This window comes from Stenotrophomonas sp. AGC87, from assembly GCF_057333975.1.
In genome coordinates this window covers 4818-23390 of sequence record NZ_JBHFHW010000042.1, presented here as the reverse complement: position 1 = coordinate 23390, position 18573 = coordinate 4818, and the positions used below count along the sequence as shown (strand labels likewise).

Here is an 18573-nt window from a genome sequence, read left to right as displayed (position 1 = left end):
CGCCCCCCCCCCCCCCCCCCCCCACTACCGGTGGCGGTAGGCCCGCGCGGATTCCCGGTTCAATACACCAGATTGGCCAGCAGCGGCACGTCACTCGTCCAGCGCTCGCGGCCACCGAGGCCGGCCAGTTCCACCAGCACGGCCGCACCGACCACCTCGACCTGCAGCTGGCGGGCCAGCGACAACGCCGCCAGCAGAGTGCCGCCCGTCGCGAGCACATCATCGATCACCAGCACGCGTGCGCCGGCCGGCAAGGCATCAGCATGCACTTCAATGCTGTCCGTGCGGTATTCCAGGGTGTAATCCTGGCGCAGCACCCTGCCCGGCAGCTTGCCCGGCTTGCGCACCGGCACGAAGCCCACGCCCAGCACCCGCGCCATGGCCGCACCGAGGATGAACCCGCGCGACTCGATCCCCATCACCGCCTGCAGGTTGGCATCGCGCCAGGGCGCGACCATCGCATCGATGGCGGCCGCGAAATCCGGGCCGTCGGCGAGCAACGGCATGATGTCCTTGAACAGGATGCCCGGCTTGGGGAAATCGGCGATGTCGCGCAGGCGGCCGGCCCAGGCGGGCGTGGCGGAAGACTCGGTCATGATCGGCACAGCACAAAGGGTGGCATAGGGTAACCGAGCGTCTTACGAGCTGCAGGACAGCATCGAGCACCCGGCCTTCACACGCGCCCACTCGGGCCGCTTGGCCGCGAAGTGTTCGCGCCCCGGTTGCGTTTCATACGGCCGCCGCAGCACCTCCAGCAGCGTATGCACGCCGCTCAGGTCGCCCTGCTCCGCCTGTTCGATCGCCTCCTGGGCGAGCCAGTTGCGCAGCACGTAGACCGGATTGGCCCGGCCCATCTGCTGCTGACGCGCCTGTGCACTCAGGCCATCGCCGCGCAGGCGCACCGCGTACTGCTGCAGCCATGCCTGCAGCGACGGCAGCACCGCGTCGCGACGGGCCGGGCTGTAGAACGCCTCCTCCAGCACCGCCACGGAAGGCGATGCGGGATCGAGCGCCATCAGCCCACGGAAGGCCAGGGTCATGTCCATCTCACCCTCGTGCAGAATCTCCAGCCACGCCGCCATCAACGCCACGTCGTCATCGCGGCAGCTATCCAGGCCCAGCTTCGCGGCGATGTCGGCGCGCTCGCAGTCCGCGTGCACCTGCTGGAAACGCGCCAGCCCGTCGTGCAGCGGCGTGACATCGTCGAACAGCGGCGCCAGTGCCTGCGCCAGCCAGGTGAGATTCCAGTACGCCACCTGCGGCTGCGTGCCGAAACGATAGCGTCGCCCCTGCGCGTCGGTGGTGTTGGGCGTCCACTCGGGATCGTAATCCTCGACCCAGCCATACGGGCCGTAATCGATGGTGAGCCCGAGAATGGAGAGGTTGTCGGTGTTCATCACCCCGTGCACGAAGCCGACGCGCATCCAGTGCGCGACCAGCACCGCGGTGCGTTCGCAGATCTCGGCGAACCAGCGTGCATGGCGCGCCTCGCCCAGCTCGGCGAGTGCAGGAAAATCACGCGCGATGCAGACATCGGCCAACTGCCGCAGCAGCGCGGTGTCGCCACGCGAGGCCGGCAGTTCGAACGTGCCGAAACGGATAAAGGACGGCGCGACGCGGCACACGATCGCGCCGGGTTCGGCCTCGGGGTGGCCGTCATAGAACATGTCGCGCACGACGGCATCGCCGGTGCCGACCAGGCTCAATGCGCGCGTGGTCGGCACGCCGAGATGATGCATCGCCTCGCTGCAGAGGAACTCGCGGATCGACGAGCGCAGCACTGCACGTCCGTCGGCGCCCCGCGAGTACGGGGTGCGCCCGGCGCCCTTCAACTGCAGTTCCCAGTGCGCACCGTCCGGCGTGAGCAGTTCGCCCAGCGAGATCGCGCGGCCATCGCCGAGCTGCCCCGCCCAATGCCCGAACTGATGGCCACCGTAGTTGGCCGCCCACGGTGCCATCCCGGCATACAGCGCATTGCCGCCGAACACCCGCGCGAAATCCTCGCTCTGTATCAGGTCCTCGCCCATGCCCAGCAGCGTGGCCACCTCAGGTGAGTACGCCAGCAGCTGTGGCGCGGCGACCGGCGTCGGCATGACCGAGGACCACGCGGCCTCGCGCACCTCCCGCACGCGCGGGCCGGTTTCCGGGTCGCCGGGCAGGTCACGGATGAAACGGTTGTCGAAACGCAGGGGCTGGGTGCTCATCGGTATGAAATGGGGGCAGACCGGCTGCCCCGCAAGTTCAGCGCGAACCGCCGCCCAGGTTCAACGGACCGCCGCGCTCCACCGCACGCTGGTACGCCGGGCGCTGCTCGATCCGCGCCAGGTAGGCCTGCAGGCGCGGATACGCCGCCATGTCACCGCCGCGGGCAGCGGCGGCCTGGATCGGGAAACTCATCTGGATATCGGCCGCGGTGAAGCGCTCACCGGCAAACCACGGCGACTGGCCGAGCTCGCGTTCCATCCAGTCCATGTGCAGCTTCACCTGTGGACGCACGAAGCCGTTCAGCGCCTTGTCGGCGATGGAGCGCGCGATCGGCTTGGCGAAGAACGGCATCGGTGCTTTGCGCAGCCGCGAAAACACCAGCGTCATCACCAGCGGCGGCATCGCCGAGCCTTCGGCGTAGTGCATCCAGTAGCGGTAACGCACGCGTTCGGGGGCCTGGGCGGGCATCGGCTCGGGGGAGAGCTGGCGGCCGCTGTCGTAGCGGTCGGCGAGGTATTCCAGGATCGCGCCGGATTCGGCCAGCACCAGGGCATCGTCCTGCAGCACCGGCGATTTTCCCAGCGGGTGCACGTCGCGCAGCGCCTGCGGTGCCAGCCAGGTCTTGGGATCGCGCTGGTAGTTGACGACCTGGTACGGCAGGCCCAGTTCTTCGAGCATCCACAACACGCGCAGCGAGCGCGAGTGGTCCAGATGGTGCACCTTGATCATCGAGGGTTCCGCAGGGTCAAAGCGGCATCGTAACCGGGCAACGGGAACGATGACGTCTTCAACGGGGTCTGCGTCGACGATGGCCGAACGCCGCCCAATAAAAAACGCCGGAAGCTTTCGCTTCCGGCGTTTTAGGCGACCTTACGGTTGCGGGGGTCGATTAGACCGCCTGCACCTGGTCAGCCTGCATACCCTTCTGGCCCTGCACGGCGACGAAAGTCACCTTCTGGCCTTCCTGCAGCGACTTGAAGCCGGTGCCCTGGATCGCGCGGAAATGCACGAAGAGGTCCGGGCCGCTTTCCGGGGTGATGAAGCCGAAGCCCTTGGCGTCGTTGAACCACTTCACGGTGCCCTGCTGACGATCAGACATGTACTAACTCCTGAAACAATAGTTGAAATAATCGCGGCCGCCGCGTATCGGAGCCGAGACTGAGTTGCAGGCGTTGGTAAAGCGGATCGATGAGCAGATCGTGAGATCAACTGCACCAGGCCACGATTCACGGTGACCCTAGCAAACACAGTGTGGGTGACGATACTCGTGTTTTACCGAAAAAGCGATAGCTGGTTGATTCAGCCATCCTCCCCTCCCGCCTGACAGGACAAGGGGTCGGGCGATCCTACACGAAATTGCACCCCCTATTCAGATTTTTCCTACCTTAAGATCAGCCAAATGACCGATACCCCGACCCCTAAAGTTCACATCTGGGTGGACGCCGACGCTTGTCCGGCCGTCATCAAGGAGATCCTGTTCCGGGCCGCCGAGCGTGCCGGGATCGAGATGACCCTGGTCGCGAACCACTGGCTGCGGACCCCTCCGTCCCGTTTCATCCGCTCAATCCAGGTTCCGCCGGGCCTGGATGTGGCCGACAGCGTGATCGTGGAACGGCTCCAGCCGGGCGATCTGGTCGTCACGCAGGACATCCCGCTGGCGGCCTTGGTCTTGGACAAAAAGGCCGTCGCATTGAACCCGCGCGGCGACCTGTACACCCCGAACAACATGGCCGAGCGGCTGTCGATGCGCAATTTCATGGAGGAACTGCGCGGCTCCGGCGTTCAGACGGGCGGCCCTCCGCCGCTGCATGCGCGGGACAAGCAGGCCTTTGCCGCGCAACTGGACCGTTGGCTGGCCAAACGTTGACGCTGATGAACCGTTTATCACCCTGATGAGCCGCTAGCCAGCTGAGGGTCCGGTGTGGAAAGGGTCCGGCATGGCTGAGGGGCCGGTGTTGGTAGAGCCGGCCGCTGGCCGGCTCCTCCGTCGCATCTGGTGACCACCACAGATCCCGGCAGCCGGCCAGCGGCCCGCCCTACAGGTGAAGCGACAGCCCGCTGGTGAACGTGCGCCGCTCCCCGGTCAGCGGGTCATCGAACGCCAATCCCTTGGCCAGCAGTTGCAGCGGCGCGTCCGCCGGGGCATCCGCGAGCAGCTCCGGGTATAGGTCGTCCCCCAGGATCGGCGCGCCCAGCCCCGCCATGTGCACACGCAGCTGATGCTTGCGGCCGGTGACCGGGTGCAGCCGGTAGCGCCAGACGGGTCCGGTGCTGCCGATCACCTCGATGCGGGTCCGGGCATTGGGCTCGCCTGGCACCTCGGCCATCCGGAAGAACGGCTCACCGGGGACCAGCCGCGTTTGGCGCTCCAGCGGGAACGCCCGCTGCGGCAGCGGCGGTGCCAGGGCCTCGTATACCTTCTCGATGCGCCGCTCGCGGAACAGGCGCTGGTAGGCATCGCGGCTGTCTGGCCGGGTGGAGAACAGCACCAGCCCGGCGGTCAGCCGGTCCAGGCGGTGCAGCGGCACCAGATCCCGGTTGCCGGTGCGCGCCACCAGCCGGGCCAGCAGCGTTTCGCGCACGTAACCGCCGGCAGGGGTGACCGGCAGGAAGTGCGGCTTGTCGGCTACCAGCAGGTGCGCACCCTGGTGGACGATGGCCTCGGCGAAGGGAATCACCGGCTCATCGGCCACTTCACGGAAATACACGATCTCCAGCCCCACCTGCCAGGTCTGGTCCGGCGCGAGCGCCCTGCCCTGCGCGTCCTGTACCCGCCCCCGGGCGAAGCGGTCTGCCCACTGCGCGCGGTCGATGCGCGGGAAGCGCGCGCACAGCCCGTCCAGCAGGCTCGGCCAGTCGCCGGGGGGCAACTGCAGGCGGCTGGGTGCGGGGGCAGCGAGGATCGGATCGGACGGGCTCATGGCGAACCATTATCATGGCGCTCTTTGTTTCAGGTATCCCCATGGCCCTCACCGCCACCATCCGCAAGGCCGAACTGCAGATCAGCGACATGGATCGCGGCTATTACGCCAGCCATACGCTGACGCTGGCCCAGCACCCGTCCGAGACCGACGACCGCTTGATGGTGCGCCTGCTCACCTTCGCGCTGAACGCCGATGATCGGCTGGAATTCGGCCGCGGCCTGAGCGTGGACGACGAGCCGGACCTGTGGCGCCGCGACTACACCGGCGACGTCGAACTGTGGATCGAACTGGGCCAGCCCGACGAGTCGCGCCTGCGCAAGGCCGCCGGCCGCGCGCGTGCGGTGCAGCTGGTGACCTACGGCGGCCGCGCCGCCGATATCTGGTGGGACCGCAACGCCTCCGCGCTCAAAAAGCTGTCCACGCTGGACGTGATGGACCTGCCGGGCGAGTTCGTCACCGAATGGGGCGCGCAGATCGAACGCACGATGCAATGGGACGTGCAGATCCAGGACGGCGAAGTGCAGTTGACGTCCGACAAGGCGCAGCTCAGCGTCATCCCCACCTGGCGCAAGCAGAAGCCGCAGGCGTGAGTGTGATCCGCTGTGATGTGCTGGTCATCGGGGCCGGCGCTGCCGGACTGATGTGTGCGATGACCGCAGGCAAACGCGGGCGCCTGGTGCAGGTGATCGACCATGCCAACAAGGTTGGCAAGAAGATCCTGATGTCCGGCGGCGGGCGCTGCAACTTCACCAACACCGGCACCACGGCGGCCAACTTCCTCTCTGCCAATCCGCACTTCTGCAAATCCGCGCTGGCCCGCTACACGCCATACCACTTCATCGAGATGGTGGAGCGGCACGGCATTGCGTATCACGAAAAAGAGCTGGGCCAGCTGTTCTGCGACATCTCCTCCAAGCAGATCGTGAAGATGCTGGTGGACGAATGCCAGGCCGCCGGCGTGCAGATCCGCACCGACTGCGGCGTGCAGAAGGTGGAGCGCGGCGCGGACGGCTTCCACGTGCACACCACGCAAGGGCACTTCCATGCTGCCTCGCTGGTGGTGGCCACGGGTGGCCTGTCGATCCCGAGCATGGGCGCGACCGGCTTCGGCTATGAGCTGGCCCGCCAGTTCGGCCATGAGGTGCTGCCGACCCGCGCCGGGCTGGTGCCGCTCACGCTGAGTGGCAAGCACCAGGAGCGCTTCAACGAGCTCAGCGGCGTGGCCCTGCCGATCGAAGCGCGCTGCAACGGCATCGAGTTCCGCAACTCCATGCTGATCACCCACCGCGGCATCAGCGGCCCGGCGATCCTGCAGATCTCCTCGTACTGGCAGCCCGGCGACGAGCTGCGGCTGGACCTGCTGCCGGGCCAGGATGCGCTGGAGTGGCTGCGGCGGATGAAGGCCGAACGCGGTGCCGCCGAACTGCGTACGGTGCTCTCGGAGGTGTTGCCGCGCCGGCTGGCGCTGCGCCTGTGCGAGCACTGGCTGCCGGACCGGCTGGTGCGCCAGATCGACGAGCCACAGCTGCGCGAGGCGGCCGAGCTGTTGCAGAATTTCCCGCTGGTGGCCAGTGGCACCGAGGGGTACCGTACCGCCGAAGTGACGCTGGGCGGGGTCGACACCCGCAAGGTGTCCTCCAGTACATTTGAGTCGCACGTGGTTCCCGGCCTGCACTTCATTGGGGAGGTGCTGGACGTGACCGGCTGGCTGGGGGGCTACAACTTCCAGTGGGCTTGGGCCTGTGGTCATGCCGCGGGCAGCGTGGCCTGAGCCGGAACGCGCGTTCCGTGATCGGCTACCGTTTGCCGCATGGACGTAGTCACACGCATCGTGTATCAAGTTTGCAGTCCGGGGAGTAGTGAATGCAGAACGCGAATGACATGACGGTCCGCCTGCTGATCGTGGACGACAGCGGCGAGAACGCCGAGACCATCGTCAGCACGCTGCGCAACAGCGGCATCGCGGTGCGCCCGACGCGCCCGCAGCACAGCGAGGAACTGGCCCAGGCACTGGGTACCCAGCCGATCGACCTGGTGCTGGTCGCCGCGGCGCAGAGCATCCCGCTGCTGCAGGTGACCCAGCAGATCGCGGCCAGCGGCAAGGACATCCCGATGATCCTGCTGGCCGAATCGATCAACGAAACCGAGTGGGTCGAGGCCGGGGCCAATGGCATCCGCGCCATCGCCCTGCGCCACCGCCCCGAGCACCTGCTGGCGGTGGTGCGCAACGAATGGACCGATCTGCATGCGCGCCGCGGGCTGCGCCGGATCGAGGCGCAGATGCGCGAGACCGAGCGCCGCTGCGACGCGCTGATCTCGTCCTCGCGCGACCCGATCGCCTACATCCATGAAGGCATGCACATCCGGGCCAACGAGGCTTACCTGGAGATGTTCGGCTACGAAACCTTCGACGATGTGGAAGGCATCTCGCTGCTGGACATGGTCGCCCCGCAGCACGTGGACGGTTTCAAGCAGCTGCTCAAATCCATGAGCAAGGGCGATGCGCCGCCGCCGCAGTACCAGGTGGATGCGCGCAACCAGGACGGCGCGGTGTTCCCGGCCACGATGGAGTTCACCCAGGCCAGCTATGAGGGCGAATCGTGCCTGCAGGTGGTGTTCCGCCGGCGCATGGAGTTCGATCCGGAGCTGGCCCGCGAGGTCGAAGACCTGCGCCAGCGCGACCAGGTCACCGGCCTGCTCAACCGCCCGACCTTCATGTTGCATGTCGAACATGCCGTGGCCCAGGCCGGTCGCAGCGAGGGCCGGTTCGGCCTGCTGCTGATCGAACCGGATCACTACGCGCGCCTGCTGCCGGAGATCGGCCTGGACTCGGCCGATGCGCTGATCGGCGCCCTCGCCCGCGTGCTGGCCCAATCGGTTGGCGACACCGCACAGGTGGCGCGCTTCGGCGAACACAGCTTTGCCGTGCTGACCGAAGCGCCCTACGCGCAGACCGTCGCCCTGGCCGACCAGATCCGTGAGGCCTTCGCCTCGCAGGTGTTCAGCATCGGCGAGCGCTCGGCCACGGTCACGGTCAGCGTGGGCGGTGTGCAGGTCGGCGAGAAGATCGCGAGCATCGGCCAGGTGCTGGCGCGCGCCACCGAGTGCACCCAGGCCGCACTGGAGCTGGGAAACACCACCCGCGTGTTCGACCCGGCCGCGGTGGATCGAGTGGAAGAAGAACGCATCCAGCACTGGGTCGCACGCATCCGCCAGGCCTTGGCCGGCGATGGCTTCCAGCTGCATTACCAGCCGGTGCTCAACCTGCAGGGCGAAGCGCTGGAGCTGTACGAAGCCTACCTGCGCCTGGACCACAACGGCGAGCTGCTCAGCCCGACGGCCTTCCTGGGCATCGCCGAGGATCATGGGCTGCTGGCCGACATCAACCGATGGGTGGTCACCCACGCGATCGGCATGCTCGCCGCGCGCAAGCGCGAGGGCCATGTGACCCACCTGATGGTGAAGATCACCCCGGAGTCGTTCAACGACCCGCAGATGATCGCCACACTCCGGCGCGAACTGGATGCGCAGGGCGTGCCAGGCGAACAGCTATGGCTGCACGCGCCGGAGGCCAAGGTGTTCACCCATCTGCGCAATGCCCAGCAGTTCTTGGCCGCGGTCGCCCCGTTGGGCTGCCGGATCGGACTGGAACAGTTCGGCTCGGGGCTGGATTCGTTCCAGCTGCTGGCGCATTTCCAGCCGCAGTTCCTCAAGCTGGACCGCGACTTCACCTCCGACTTCGCCCGCACCCGCGAGCACAGCGAGAAAATCAGCGAGATCACCGCGCGTGCGCAGGCCGCCAACATCCGGACCATCGCCGAGTTCGTCGCCGATGCCAACTCGATGAGCCTGCTCTTCAGTGCCGGGGTGGATTACGTGCAGGGTGAGTTCGTCGGCCCGGCGGGGCCGGTGATGAATTTCGATTTCAGTTGATCGGGCGTGTCACGACCAACGGTCGTGACCTACCGCTTCCGGGGCAGGACGGCGCCCCGCCCGAGCATCAGGGGGCGCAGCGCACCGGTAGATGCCGACCGTGGGTCGGCATCCCTCCTTCCAATCAGGCCATCTCGACCAGATTCGGAATCTTCACATCGGTCGCGACGTCGGCGTCGTAATCCACGCCCTCCACGCCGAACCCGAACAGGCGCAGGAAGTCGGCCTTGTAGCCGGCCAGATCGCTGATCTCGTACAGGTTCTCGTTGGTGACCTGCGGCCACAGCGCGACCACCTCGCCCTGCACCTCCGGCGCCATTTCCTTGTAGTCCGCGCGCAGGCGGCCGGCGTCATCGATCAGCTCCACCTTGCGGCCGCCATCGGTGACCAGATCGTGGCGCAGGCGCTCGGTTGCGGTGCCTGCGTCCTTGCCGCCATAGAGGATGTCGTACAGCGTATCGAGCTGCTCGATGCAGCCTTCGTGCGCGCCCTTGGCCTTCATCACCTTGAACAGCAGCGACAGGTACAGCGGCATGGTCGGGATGGCCGAGCTGGCCTGGGTGACCACCGCCTTGAGCACCGACACGCGCGCATCGCCACCGATCGGGGCCAGCTTCTGGCGCAGACCGACGACCTTCTCGTCCAGATCCTTCTTCGCCGCACCGATGGAGCCGTTCCAGTAGATCGCCTGGGTGATCTCCTCACCGACGTAGGTGAAGGCCGTGGTGGTCGCGCCCTCGGCCAGCACACCGGCCTCGAGCAGCGCATCGATCCACATCTGCCAGTCTTCACCGCCCATGACGGCGACGGTGCCGGCGATCTCTTCCGGCGTGGCCGGCTCGATCGTGGTCTCGGTGATCACTTCCTTGTCGGTATCCAGGCCACGCAGCGTGATCGGCGCACCGATCGGCTTGAGCGTGGAGCTGATCACTTCACCGGTCTTGGGATGCTTGCGGCGCGGCGCGGCCAGGCTGTACACCACCTGGTCCACCTGGCCGAGGTCCTGCTTGATCAGCTCGATGACCTTCGCCTTGACCTCATCGGAGAACGCATCGCCATTGACGCTCTTGGCGTACAGGCCGGCCTGCCCGGCGTACTTGTGGAACGCGGCGGTGTTGTACCAGCCAGCAGTGCCGGGCTTGGTCTCGGTACCCGGGCGCTCGAAGAACACACCCAGCGTGGCGGCATCGCTGCCGAAGGCAGCGGTGATGCGCGCGGCCAGCCCGTAGCCGGTGGAGGCACCGAGCACCAGCACCCTCTTCGGGCCGTTGGCGATCTTCGGCTTGGACTGGATGTAATCGATCTGCTGCTTGACGGCCGCATCGCAGCCGACGGGATGGGTGGTGACGCAGATGAAGCCGCGCACACGCGGTTTGATGACCATGTAAACCTCGAGGGGGACTGGCGCAGGGCGGACCGGCGCGATGAAAAGGGAGGTCGCGCGCCACCTGGGCGGCTGCGCGGAACGCAAGGGATCGTAGTGCGCAGCGCCGCGGAGTACAACCGACGGGGGTGTATGTTCCTTGTGGCCTGGGGCCGGTCCCGCCCTGCCCTCACCGGCCCTTGCCTGACAAACGGCCGCTACGGATGGGAGAGCAGCCACGCATGGCGTGGCTCTACCTGACACACCTGACGCTGTGACGAGTGCATTGGACGACAGCGACCTCTCCACGATCGCGCGTACGAACCGGCGTCTGCGATGACAGCGGTCACGCCCAGGGTTGATCCACGCCACGCGCGGATGCCGTTGATTTGCTTTGCCTTGCTTCGCTTTGCTTTGCCTAGCTTCGCTCTGCCTTACCGACCGCCATCCAGCACCCTGTCTGGAGGGTGACGGATAGCGATGTGCAGGACCGTTGGAGCGGCATGGATGCCGCTCACGAGCCCCCAAGGATGGGTTTACGGCGGGTCCAGCACAGCGCTATCCGTCGCCCTCCAATAGTGAACATCCAAGGCGCCGCTCTGGCTCAGGCTCAGGCTCTGGCTCTGGCTCTGGCCCCGAACAAAAAGAAAGGCCGCGCAATGCGCGGCCTTTCAGATGTTTCAAACCACCAGAAACCTTACGGACGACGCTCCAACGCTTCCACGTCCTTCGCCTTCGGCAGCAGATCCTGCTTGGTCACCGCCAGCGCGCCCATGGTCAGCAGCGGGCAGGCAATGAAGATCGACGACAGCGTACCGATCACCGCACCGATCATCTGGCTCAGCGCCAGCCCTTCCAGCGAACCACCGCCGTACAGATACAGCGCCAGCACCGACAGGAAGAACACCAGCGAGGTGATGATCGTGCGCGACAGCGTCTGGTTGATCGAACGGTTCATCACCTCCAGCGGCTCCACACGCAGGCTGCGGAAGTTCTCACGCACACGGTCGAACACCACGATGGTGTCGTTGATCGAGAAGCCCATCACCGACAGCAGACCTGCCAGCACAGTCAGATCGAACTCACGGCCGCTCAGCGAGAAGTAACCCGCCACCACCAGCACGTCGAACAGCGTCGTGATGATCGCCACCATCGCGAACTTCCACTCGAAGCGGAAACCGATGTAGATCAGGAAGCCGATCAGCACGAACAGCGCCGCGTACAGGCCGTTCAGCGCCAGCTCTTTACCGACCTGCGGGCCGACGAACTCGGCACCCACGATGGCGGCCTGGTTGCCCTCCATCGAGATCGCCTTCTGCACGGCTTCGGCGGTGCGGTTGTTGGCCTCACCGGCGTTCTCGCCTTCGGCCATCTCCTGCGGCTGCAGACGGATCAGCAGGTTGCTGCCGCTGCCGAAGCTCTGCACCTGGGCACCGGCATAACCGGCGCCTTCCAGATGGTCACGCACGGCATCGACGTCAGCCGGCTTGTCGAAGCGGACTTCGACCACGGTGCCGCCGGTGAAATCCAGCGCGTAGTTGAAGCCCTTGAAGGCAATGCAGCCGATGGCGGCAATGAACACCAGCGCCGCCAGACCGATGGCCACCCAGCGGGTGCGCATGAAGTCGAACTTGGTGTCGTTCGGGATCAGATGCAACGGGAAAAGTTTCATGGTTTCTATTCGCTTCCCGTCAAATGGCCAGGGTCTTGAGCTTCTTGCGGCGGCTGTAAACCAGCACGGCAAGGGCACGCGAGACGGTGATTGCAGTGAACATGGAGGCCAGGATGCCGACGATCATGGTCACGGCGAAGCCCTTCAACGGACCGGTACCGAACGCATACAACGCCACACCCGCCAGGATGCCGGTGAGGTTGGCATCCAGGATGGTCCCGGAAGCCTTATCGTAACCGGCCACGATGGCCGTCTTGGGCGGCATGCCGGCCCGCAGCTCTTCACGGATACGTTCGTTGATCAGCACGTTGGCGTCGACCGACAGGCCGATCGACAGCGCCAGACCGGCGAAGCCGGGCAGCGTCATCGTCGCGCCGAACAGCGACATCACCGCCACCACGATCAGCAGGTTGAACAGCATGGCCACCGAGGTGATCACGCCGAACATGCGGTAGTACACGGTGAAGAAGACCAGGGTGAACAGGAACGCGAAGCCGACCGCGGTCACACCGCGCTCGACGTTCTCCGCACCCAGGCTGGGGCCGACGATGCGTTCTTCAACGAAGTCCATCGGTGCGGCCAGCGAACCGGATTTCAGCAGCTTGGCCAGATTCTCCGCCTCGGTCTTCTCCAGGCCGGTGGTCTGGAAGTTCTTGCCGAACACGCCGTTGATATTGGCGACCGAGATCACTTCTTCCTTGACGCGGAAGCTGCGCACTTCCTTGCCATCGACCACGTTCACGGTCGGGATGCGTTCGGTGTAGACCACCGCCATCGGCTTGTTCACGTTGGCGCTGGTGAAATCGAACATGCGCTGGCCGCCGACATTGTTCAGCGTCACGCTCACGGCCGCAGCGCCGTTCTGGTCGGTGGTGGCCTGTGCAGCGACCATCTGGTCACCGGTCACGATCACGCGCTTGTTGAGCAGGATCGGGCCGCGGTTGTCACGCTGCTGGTAGACCTTGGCCTCCGGCGGGATGCGGCCGCTGGTGATCGCGTCCTGGGCATTGCCCTCGACCACGGCGCGGTATTCCAGCGTCGCGGTGGCACCGATCATGCGCTTGGCTTCGGCGGTGTCCTGCACACCCGGCAGCTGCACGACCACGCGGTCGGCACCCTGGCGCTGGATGATCGGCTCGGCCACGCCAAGCTGATTGACACGGTTGCGCAGCGTGTTGACGTTCTGCTCGATGGCGCCGTTGGCGATCGCGGTCAGTTCCGCCTCCGGCATGCTCACGGTGATGCGGTTGCCCGCCACTTCGTAGCCCAGCGTCGGCTGCGCCTTGACCATCACTTCGCGGGCACGCGCGGCAGCATCGGCACCGGCGGACGGGCTGATGGTGGCCACGATGGTGTTGTCGCCACGACGCTCAACCGACTGGTAGGCGATGCGGGCATCGCGCAGGCTGGTCCGCACGTCTTCGGCGTAGGCGTCCAGACGCTTGTCCAGTGCAGCCTTCTGGTCGACCTGCAGCACGAAGTGCACGCCGCCCTGCAGATCCAGGCCCAGCACCATCGGCTTGGCGCCGAGGTCGCTCAGCCACTCCGGCACGGTGGAGGCCAGGTTCAGGGCGACCACGTAGTCCTCGCCCATCTCGTCGCGCAGGGCGTCGTTGGCGGCGGTCTGCGCCTGCAGCGTCGGCAGGCGCACGATCAGGCTGTCGCCTTCCTTGGCCACCGACAGCGGCTCCACGCCGGCCTGCTTCAGGTCACCCAGCACGCGGTCGCGCAGGGCGTCGTCGATCTGCCCGCCACGGTTGGCGGTGATCTGCACGGCAGGGTCCTTCTGGTAGATGTTGGGCAGTGCGTACAACGCACTGACCGCCAACACGATCAGGATGAGGAAATACTTCCAGCGTGGAAATTCGAGCATTGCTTGGGTCCCGCGCGGTGCCCGTCCCGGCACCGCGGTTGAACGGAAAGGGAGTGGATCAGTTGGCCGACTTCAGCGTGCCGGTCGGCAGCACATTGCCCACGGCGCCCTTCTGCACGCGGATGCGCACGTTCTCGGCCACTTCGATGGTGATGAAGTTGTCGCCGATGTCGGTGACCACGCCGGCGATGCCGCCGTTGGTCAGCACTTCGTCACCGCGCTTGACCTTCTCCAGCATGGCCTTGTGTTCCTTCTGGCGCTTCATCTGCGGGCGGATCATCAGGAAGTACATGATCGCGATCAGGATGATCGGGAACAGCAGGGTGGTCAGACCCATGCCCTGCGGCTGGCCACCGGCGGCCTGGGCGTTGGCGGTGGGAATCAGGAAGGCGAGCAGGTTCATAGTGTGTCCTTGGGTTGGGAGGCGCCCTGCCCCTTCAAGGGTCAGGGAGTCGCCGCGAAACGGGGGTCAGCCTCGAAGTATGCCATGGCCCCGGGAGTTCGTCCTTGGGCCGTTTGGCAGGGTCGGGGCGCCGGATCGGCCGGCGGGGGTCACTTTACAGCGCAGGCGTGACCGCTCCACGAGCCGCGTAGAAAGACTCGCGGAAGGCGGTAAAGGTTCCCGCCGCGATCGCGGCACGCATGTCGGCCATCAACTTCTCGTAGTAATAGAGGTTGTGGATGGTGCCCAGCATCGGCGCCAGCATCTCGTTGCAGCGGTCCAGGTGGCGCAGATACGAGCGGGTATAGCCGCTGGTGCAGGCATGGCAGCCGCAACCCGGCTCGATGGTGTCCATGTCGCGCTCGTAGCGGGCGTTGCGGATGCGCACCGTGCCGAACGAGGTGAAATAGTGGCCGTTGCGGGCATTCCGGGTCGGCATCACGCAATCGAACATGTCCACGCCGCGGGCGACGCCTTCGACCAGGTCTTCCGGTCGGCCCACGCCCATCAGATACCGCGGGCGATCGGCCGGCAGGATCGGATGCATGTGGTCGAGCATGGCGTTGCGTTCGTGCTCGGGCTCGCCCACGGCCAGGCCGCCGATGGCGTAGCCGTCGAAGCCGATCTGCTGCAGGCCCTCGGCCGAGCGGCTGCGCAGGTCGTGATGGACGCCGCCCTGGACGATGCCGAACAGCGCCGCGTCATTGCCCAGTTCATCGTGCGCGTTGCGGCTGCGCTGCGCCCAGCGCAGGCTCAGTTCCATCGAGGTGCGCGCGACCGGCTCGGTGGCCGGGTACGGGGTGCACTCGTCGAAGATCATCACCACGTCCGAATCGAGCACCTTCTGGATGCGCATGCTCTCTTCCGGGCCCAGGAACACGCGGGCGCCGTCGGTCGGCGAGGAGAAGGTAACGCCCTGCTCGGTGATCTTGCGGCGGTGGGCCAGCGAGAACACCTGGAAGCCGCCGGAGTCGGTCAGGATCGGGCCGTTCCAGCGCGCGAAGCCGTGCAGGCCGCCGTGGTCGGCGATCACGTCCAGGCCCGGGCGCAGGTACAGATGGAAGGTGTTGCCCAGGATGATTTCCGCACCCAGCGCGCGGATCTGCTCCGGCAGGATGCCCTTCACCGAGCCATAGGTCCCCACCGGCATGAAGGCCGGGGTTTCCACGGTCCCGCGCGGGAAGGTCAGGCGGCCGCGGCGGGCGCGACCGTCGGTGGTCTGGAGCTGGAACTGGAGTCGGGACATGGAGCGGTCATTCGGGCAGATAGTCTGCCATTGTCGCCGAAAACGGCCGCGCCTGCCCCGCTGCCCTCACTCCCCCTGCGGGAACAGCAGCATCGCATCGCCGTAGCTGAAGAAGCGGTACTTCTCCGCGATCGCGGCCTGGTAGGCCTCGAACACCCGGGTCTGGCCGGCAAACGCCGAGATCATCATCAGCAGCGTGCTTTCCGGCAGATGGAAGTTGGTCACCATCGCGTCCACGCTGCGGATCCGGTAGCCCGGGGTGATGAAGATCTGGGTTTCCCCGGCGTAGGGCAGCAGTTCGCCCTCGCGCATGGCGCTTTCCAGCGCACGCACCACGGTGGTCCCGACGCCGATCACCCGGCCGCCCGCAGCCCGGGTGCGGCGCACCTGCTGGACCAGCTCGGCGCCGACGTTCAGCCACTCACGGTGCATCACGTGTTCTTTCAGATCGTCCACGCGGACCGGCTGGAAGGTGCCCGCGCCCACGTGCAGGGTCACGTGGCCGAAATCCACGCCCTTGTCCTTCAACGTGGCCAGCAGGGCCTCATCGAAGTGCAGGCCGGCGGTCGGGGCGGCCACCGCGCCGATCTCGCGCGCGAACACAGTCTGGTAGCGCTCGCGGTCGTCCATACCCGGCTCGCGCTGGATGTAGGGCGGCAGCGGCAGCCGGCCGGCATGCAGCAGCCATTGCTCCAGCGCCTCGGGCACGTGGAACTGCAGCACGTAGAACTCGCCATCGCGGCCCAGCACCTCGGCCTCGCCACCGGCGTCGAGCGCGATGCGGCTGCCCGGCTTGGGCGACTTGCTGGCGCCAACCTGCGCGCGGGCCTGCTGGCCACCGAGCAGGCGCTCGATCAGGATCTCGACACGGCCGCCGCTGGCCTTCTGGCCGAACAGACGGGCCGGGATCACCCGGGTGTCGTTGAAGACCAGCAGGTCACCGGGCTGCAGCAGGTCGGGCAGATCGCGCACCTGGCGGTGATCAAACGCGGCCGGGGCCGGCGGCACCACCATCAGGCGGCTGGCCGAGCGCTGGGCGAGCGGCGCCTGGGCAATCAGTTCAGGCGGCAGGTCGTAGTTGAAATCGGACTTTTTCAAGGGAGCGCGCGGCAACGTGTAGGCAATGTCGGCCATTGTACGACTGGCCCTCGGTGGCAACGAAGGATTCGCAAAACGTCGCGCAAAATGCTGCTTTGCAACAGTTTTTGACGGGGTTATCGCGCGAAAAACCGCGTGCTAGCATCGAGCCGGAAGTCTGATGCACGAGCAGGAATGCCCGAAGCGCGCGCGAATAGACGCGCGTTTTGCTTTTCCGCCGTGCCGCCATCGTTTCAGGAGATCTGCAATGAGCTTCATCGAACGTCTCGCCCCGCTCCGCGCCCAGCCCGGCACCCGCCTCACCACCGGCCTGGATGACGCCACCCTCGAACGCCTGGCCGCCGGCCACCCTGCCCTGGTCGCCGCCATCGACGCCGCCGCCGCTGAATTCGAGCGCGTGCGCGCCGATCTCGGCGGCCTGCTGGCACTGGACGAGCGCGCCCAGATCGATGCGATGCAGGAGGGGTTCGTCAATTTCTATGCCGATGATGCGGTCACCCCGTACGTCGCCCTCGCCGCCCGTGGCGCATGGGTGGTCACCCTGAAGGGCGCGGTGCTGTACGACGCCGGCGGCTACGGCATGCTCGGCTTCGGGCATACCCCCGAGGCGGTGATGGAGGCCATGGCGGCCCCGCAGGTCATGGCCAATGTGATGACGCCCAGCCTGTCCCAGCAGCGCTTCATCCAGGCGTTGCGCAAGGAGATCGGCCACCGCCGCGGCGGCTGCCCGTACAGCCACTTCATGTGCCTGAATTCGGGCTCCGAAGCGGTCGGGCTGGCCGCCCGTATCGCCGACGTCAACGCCAAGCTGCAGACCGACCCGGGTGCCCGCCACGCCGGTGCGAAAATCAAGCGCGTGGTGGTCAAAGGCAGTTTCCACGGCCGCACCGACCGCCCGGGCCTGTATTCCGATTCCAGCCGCAAGACTTACATGCAGCACCTGGCCAGCTATCGGGGCGAGGACACGGTCATCGCGATCGCGCCCTATGACGAAGACGCGCTCAAGCGGGTGTTCGCCGAGGCCGAGCAGAACCACTGGTTCATCGAAGCGGTGTTCCTGGAGCCGGTGATGGGCGAAGGCGACCCCGGCCGCTCGGTGCCACCCGCGTTCTATGCGCTGGCCCGCGAACTGACCCGCCAGCACGGCAGCCTGCTGCTGCTGGACTCGATCCAGGCCGGCCTGCGCGCGCACGGCGTGCTCTCGATCGTGGATTACCCGGGCTTTGAAGGCCTGGAGGTGCCGGACATGGAAACCTACTCCAAGGCGCTCAATGCGGCCCAGTTCCCGCTCTCGGTGCTGGCCGTGACCGAGCACGCCGCGCAGCTGTATCGCAAGGGCATCTACGGCAACACCATGACCTCCAACCCACGGGCGCTGGACGTGGCCTGCGCAACACTGTCGCTGCTGACCCCGCAGGTGCGCGAGAACATCCGCGTGCGCGGCGAGGAAGCCGTGCGCAAGCTGGAACAGCTCAAGACCGAGCTGGGCGGGCTGATCACCAAGGTCCAGGGCACCGGCCTGCTGTTCTCCTGCGAGCTGGCCCCGCAGTTCAAGTGCTACGGCACCGGCTCCACCGAAGAGTGGTTGCGCAACCATGGCATCAATGTGATCCATGGCGGTGAGAACTCGCTGCGCTTCACCCCGCACTTCGGCATGGACGGCGAGGAGCTGGACCTGCTGGTCGGCCTGGTCGGCCGCGCGTTGAAGGAAGGTCCGCGCCGGGAGCAATCGCAGGCGGCCTGAGTTCGGCGGTACGAACAACGGCAGCCGACCAACGGTCGGCTCTACCCCGGGGGCCAATTGGCCCCCGGGCCCG

At 66.5% G+C, this 18573-nt stretch carries 16 protein-coding genes; 5 read left to right on the top strand and 11 right to left on the bottom strand.

Features of this window, described 5'->3' with window-relative positions:
* Positions 1-59: 59 nt before the first annotated feature.
* From ACE026_RS17305 to ACE026_RS17290, 4 genes are all read right to left on the bottom strand, one after another.
* Positions 60-596: an adenine phosphoribosyltransferase gene (locus ACE026_RS17305; protein WP_346465604.1), complete on the bottom strand. Its 537-nt coding sequence runs from the start codon at positions 594-596 to the stop codon at positions 60-62.
* A gap of 42 nt (positions 597-638) precedes the next feature.
* Complete coding sequence (locus ACE026_RS17300) at positions 639-2204, bottom strand: protein adenylyltransferase SelO (protein WP_486040037.1); 1566 nt, start codon at positions 2202-2204, stop codon at positions 639-641.
* 37 nt (positions 2205-2241) lie between these two features.
* Complete coding sequence (locus ACE026_RS17295; protein ID WP_486040036.1) at positions 2242-2934, bottom strand: glutathione S-transferase family protein; 693 nt, start codon at positions 2932-2934, stop codon at positions 2242-2244.
* Positions 2935-3094: 160 nt separating this feature from the next.
* Positions 3095-3304 (bottom strand): cold-shock protein, encoded by a 210-nt coding sequence (locus tag ACE026_RS17290; protein WP_017356920.1) that lies wholly within the window; start codon positions 3302-3304, stop codon positions 3095-3097.
* A 300-nt stretch (positions 3305-3604) separates the two neighbouring features.
* On the opposite strand from ACE026_RS17290, the gene ACE026_RS17285 reads away from it, so the two are divergent.
* Complete coding sequence (locus tag ACE026_RS17285; RefSeq protein ID WP_486040035.1) at positions 3605-4072, top strand: YaiI/YqxD family protein; 468 nt, start codon at positions 3605-3607, stop codon at positions 4070-4072.
* A 169-nt stretch (positions 4073-4241) separates the two neighbouring features.
* Here ACE026_RS17285 and ACE026_RS17280 read toward each other — a convergent pair whose 3' ends face one another.
* The gene (locus ACE026_RS17280) at positions 4242-5126 is read right to left on the bottom strand and encodes a pseudouridine synthase (protein ID WP_486040034.1); all 885 of its coding nucleotides are present in this window, start codon (positions 5124-5126) and stop codon (positions 4242-4244) included.
* A 41-nt stretch (positions 5127-5167) separates the two neighbouring features.
* On the opposite strand from ACE026_RS17280, the gene ACE026_RS17275 reads away from it, so the two are divergent.
* The 3 genes from ACE026_RS17275 (at position 5168) to ACE026_RS17265 (ending at position 9062) form a co-directional block, all read left to right on the top strand.
* Positions 5168-5719 (top strand): YaeQ family protein, encoded by a 552-nt coding sequence (locus ACE026_RS17275; RefSeq protein ID WP_313211577.1) that lies wholly within the window; start codon positions 5168-5170, stop codon positions 5717-5719.
* Positions 5716-6900, top strand: coding sequence for a BaiN/RdsA family NAD(P)/FAD-dependent oxidoreductase (locus tag ACE026_RS17270; RefSeq protein WP_486040032.1), 1185 nt, complete (start codon positions 5716-5718; stop codon positions 6898-6900). The genes ACE026_RS17275 and ACE026_RS17270 overlap by 4 nt, the downstream gene beginning before the upstream one ends.
* Positions 6901-6992: 92 nt before the next feature.
* On the top strand, positions 6993-9062 hold the full coding sequence (locus tag ACE026_RS17265) for a GGDEF/EAL domain-containing response regulator (RefSeq protein ID WP_486040030.1): 2070 nt from the start codon (positions 6993-6995) through the stop codon (positions 9060-9062).
* Positions 9063-9186: 124 nt separating this feature from the next.
* Here the strand turns inward: ACE026_RS17265 and fabV are convergent, their stop codons facing one another.
* The 6 genes from fabV to queA form a co-directional block, all read right to left on the bottom strand.
* A complete protein-coding gene (gene fabV, locus ACE026_RS17260) occupies positions 9187-10446 on the bottom strand; it encodes an enoyl-ACP reductase FabV (RefSeq protein WP_486040029.1) in 1260 nt (419 codons plus the stop codon).
* A 676-nt stretch (positions 10447-11122) separates the two neighbouring features.
* Positions 11123-12097: a protein translocase subunit SecF gene (secF, locus tag ACE026_RS17255; RefSeq protein WP_313211573.1), complete on the bottom strand. Its 975-nt coding sequence runs from the start codon at positions 12095-12097 to the stop codon at positions 11123-11125.
* A gap of 19 nt (positions 12098-12116) precedes the next feature.
* A complete protein-coding gene (gene secD, locus ACE026_RS17250) occupies positions 12117-13970 on the bottom strand; it encodes a protein translocase subunit SecD (protein WP_486040028.1) in 1854 nt (617 codons plus the stop codon).
* A 58-nt stretch (positions 13971-14028) separates the two neighbouring features.
* Positions 14029-14373 carry a preprotein translocase subunit YajC gene (yajC, locus tag ACE026_RS17245; protein WP_019183141.1) on the bottom strand — a complete coding sequence of 115 codons (345 nt, stop codon included), beginning with the start codon at positions 14371-14373 and terminating at the stop codon, positions 14029-14031.
* 154 nt (positions 14374-14527) lie between these two features.
* Positions 14528-15658 (bottom strand): tRNA guanosine(34) transglycosylase Tgt, encoded by a 1131-nt coding sequence (gene tgt, locus ACE026_RS17240; protein WP_123729020.1) that lies wholly within the window; start codon positions 15656-15658, stop codon positions 14528-14530.
* A gap of 66 nt (positions 15659-15724) precedes the next feature.
* Positions 15725-16756 (bottom strand): tRNA preQ1(34) S-adenosylmethionine ribosyltransferase-isomerase QueA, encoded by a 1032-nt coding sequence (gene queA / locus ACE026_RS17235; RefSeq protein ID WP_486040409.1) that lies wholly within the window; start codon positions 16754-16756, stop codon positions 15725-15727.
* A 247-nt stretch (positions 16757-17003) separates the two neighbouring features.
* Between queA and ACE026_RS17230 the strand changes: the two genes are divergently transcribed.
* Positions 17004-18500, top strand: coding sequence for an aminotransferase class III-fold pyridoxal phosphate-dependent enzyme (locus ACE026_RS17230; protein ID WP_486040026.1), 1497 nt, complete (start codon positions 17004-17006; stop codon positions 18498-18500).
* The last annotated feature ends 73 nt before the right edge of the window (positions 18501-18573 follow it).

Coding starts and splice junctions, on each gene's coding strand:
- ACE026_RS17305 (WP_346465604.1), bottom strand. CDS start 596: ATGACCGAGTCTTCCGCCACGCCCGCCTGGGCCGGCCGCCTGCGCGAC.
- ACE026_RS17300 (WP_486040037.1), bottom strand. CDS start 2,204: ATGAGCACCCAGCCCCTGCGTTTCGACAACCGTTTCATCCGTGACCTG.
- ACE026_RS17295 (WP_486040036.1), bottom strand. CDS start 2,934: ATGATCAAGGTGCACCATCTGGACCACTCGCGCTCGCTGCGCGTGTTG.
- ACE026_RS17290 (WP_017356920.1), bottom strand. CDS start 3,304: ATGTCTGATCGTCAGCAGGGCACCGTGAAGTGGTTCAACGACGCCAAG.
- ACE026_RS17285 (WP_486040035.1), top strand. CDS start 3,605: ATGACCGATACCCCGACCCCTAAAGTTCACATCTGGGTGGACGCCGAC.
- ACE026_RS17280 (WP_486040034.1), bottom strand. CDS start 5,126: ATGAGCCCGTCCGATCCGATCCTCGCTGCCCCCGCACCCAGCCGCCTG.
- ACE026_RS17275 (WP_313211577.1), top strand. CDS start 5,168: ATGGCCCTCACCGCCACCATCCGCAAGGCCGAACTGCAGATCAGCGAC.
- ACE026_RS17265 (WP_486040030.1), top strand. CDS start 6,993: ATGCAGAACGCGAATGACATGACGGTCCGCCTGCTGATCGTGGACGAC.
- fabV (WP_486040029.1), bottom strand. CDS start 10,446: ATGGTCATCAAACCGCGTGTGCGCGGCTTCATCTGCGTCACCACCCAT.
- secF (WP_313211573.1), bottom strand. CDS start 12,097: ATGAAACTTTTCCCGTTGCATCTGATCCCGAACGACACCAAGTTCGAC.
- secD (WP_486040028.1), bottom strand. CDS start 13,970: ATGCTCGAATTTCCACGCTGGAAGTATTTCCTCATCCTGATCGTGTTG.
- yajC (WP_019183141.1), bottom strand. CDS start 14,373: ATGAACCTGCTCGCCTTCCTGATTCCCACCGCCAACGCCCAGGCCGCC.
- tgt (WP_123729020.1), bottom strand. CDS start 15,658: ATGTCCCGACTCCAGTTCCAGCTCCAGACCACCGACGGTCGCGCCCGC.
- ACE026_RS17230 (WP_486040026.1), top strand. CDS start 17,004: ATGAGCTTCATCGAACGTCTCGCCCCGCTCCGCGCCCAGCCCGGCACC.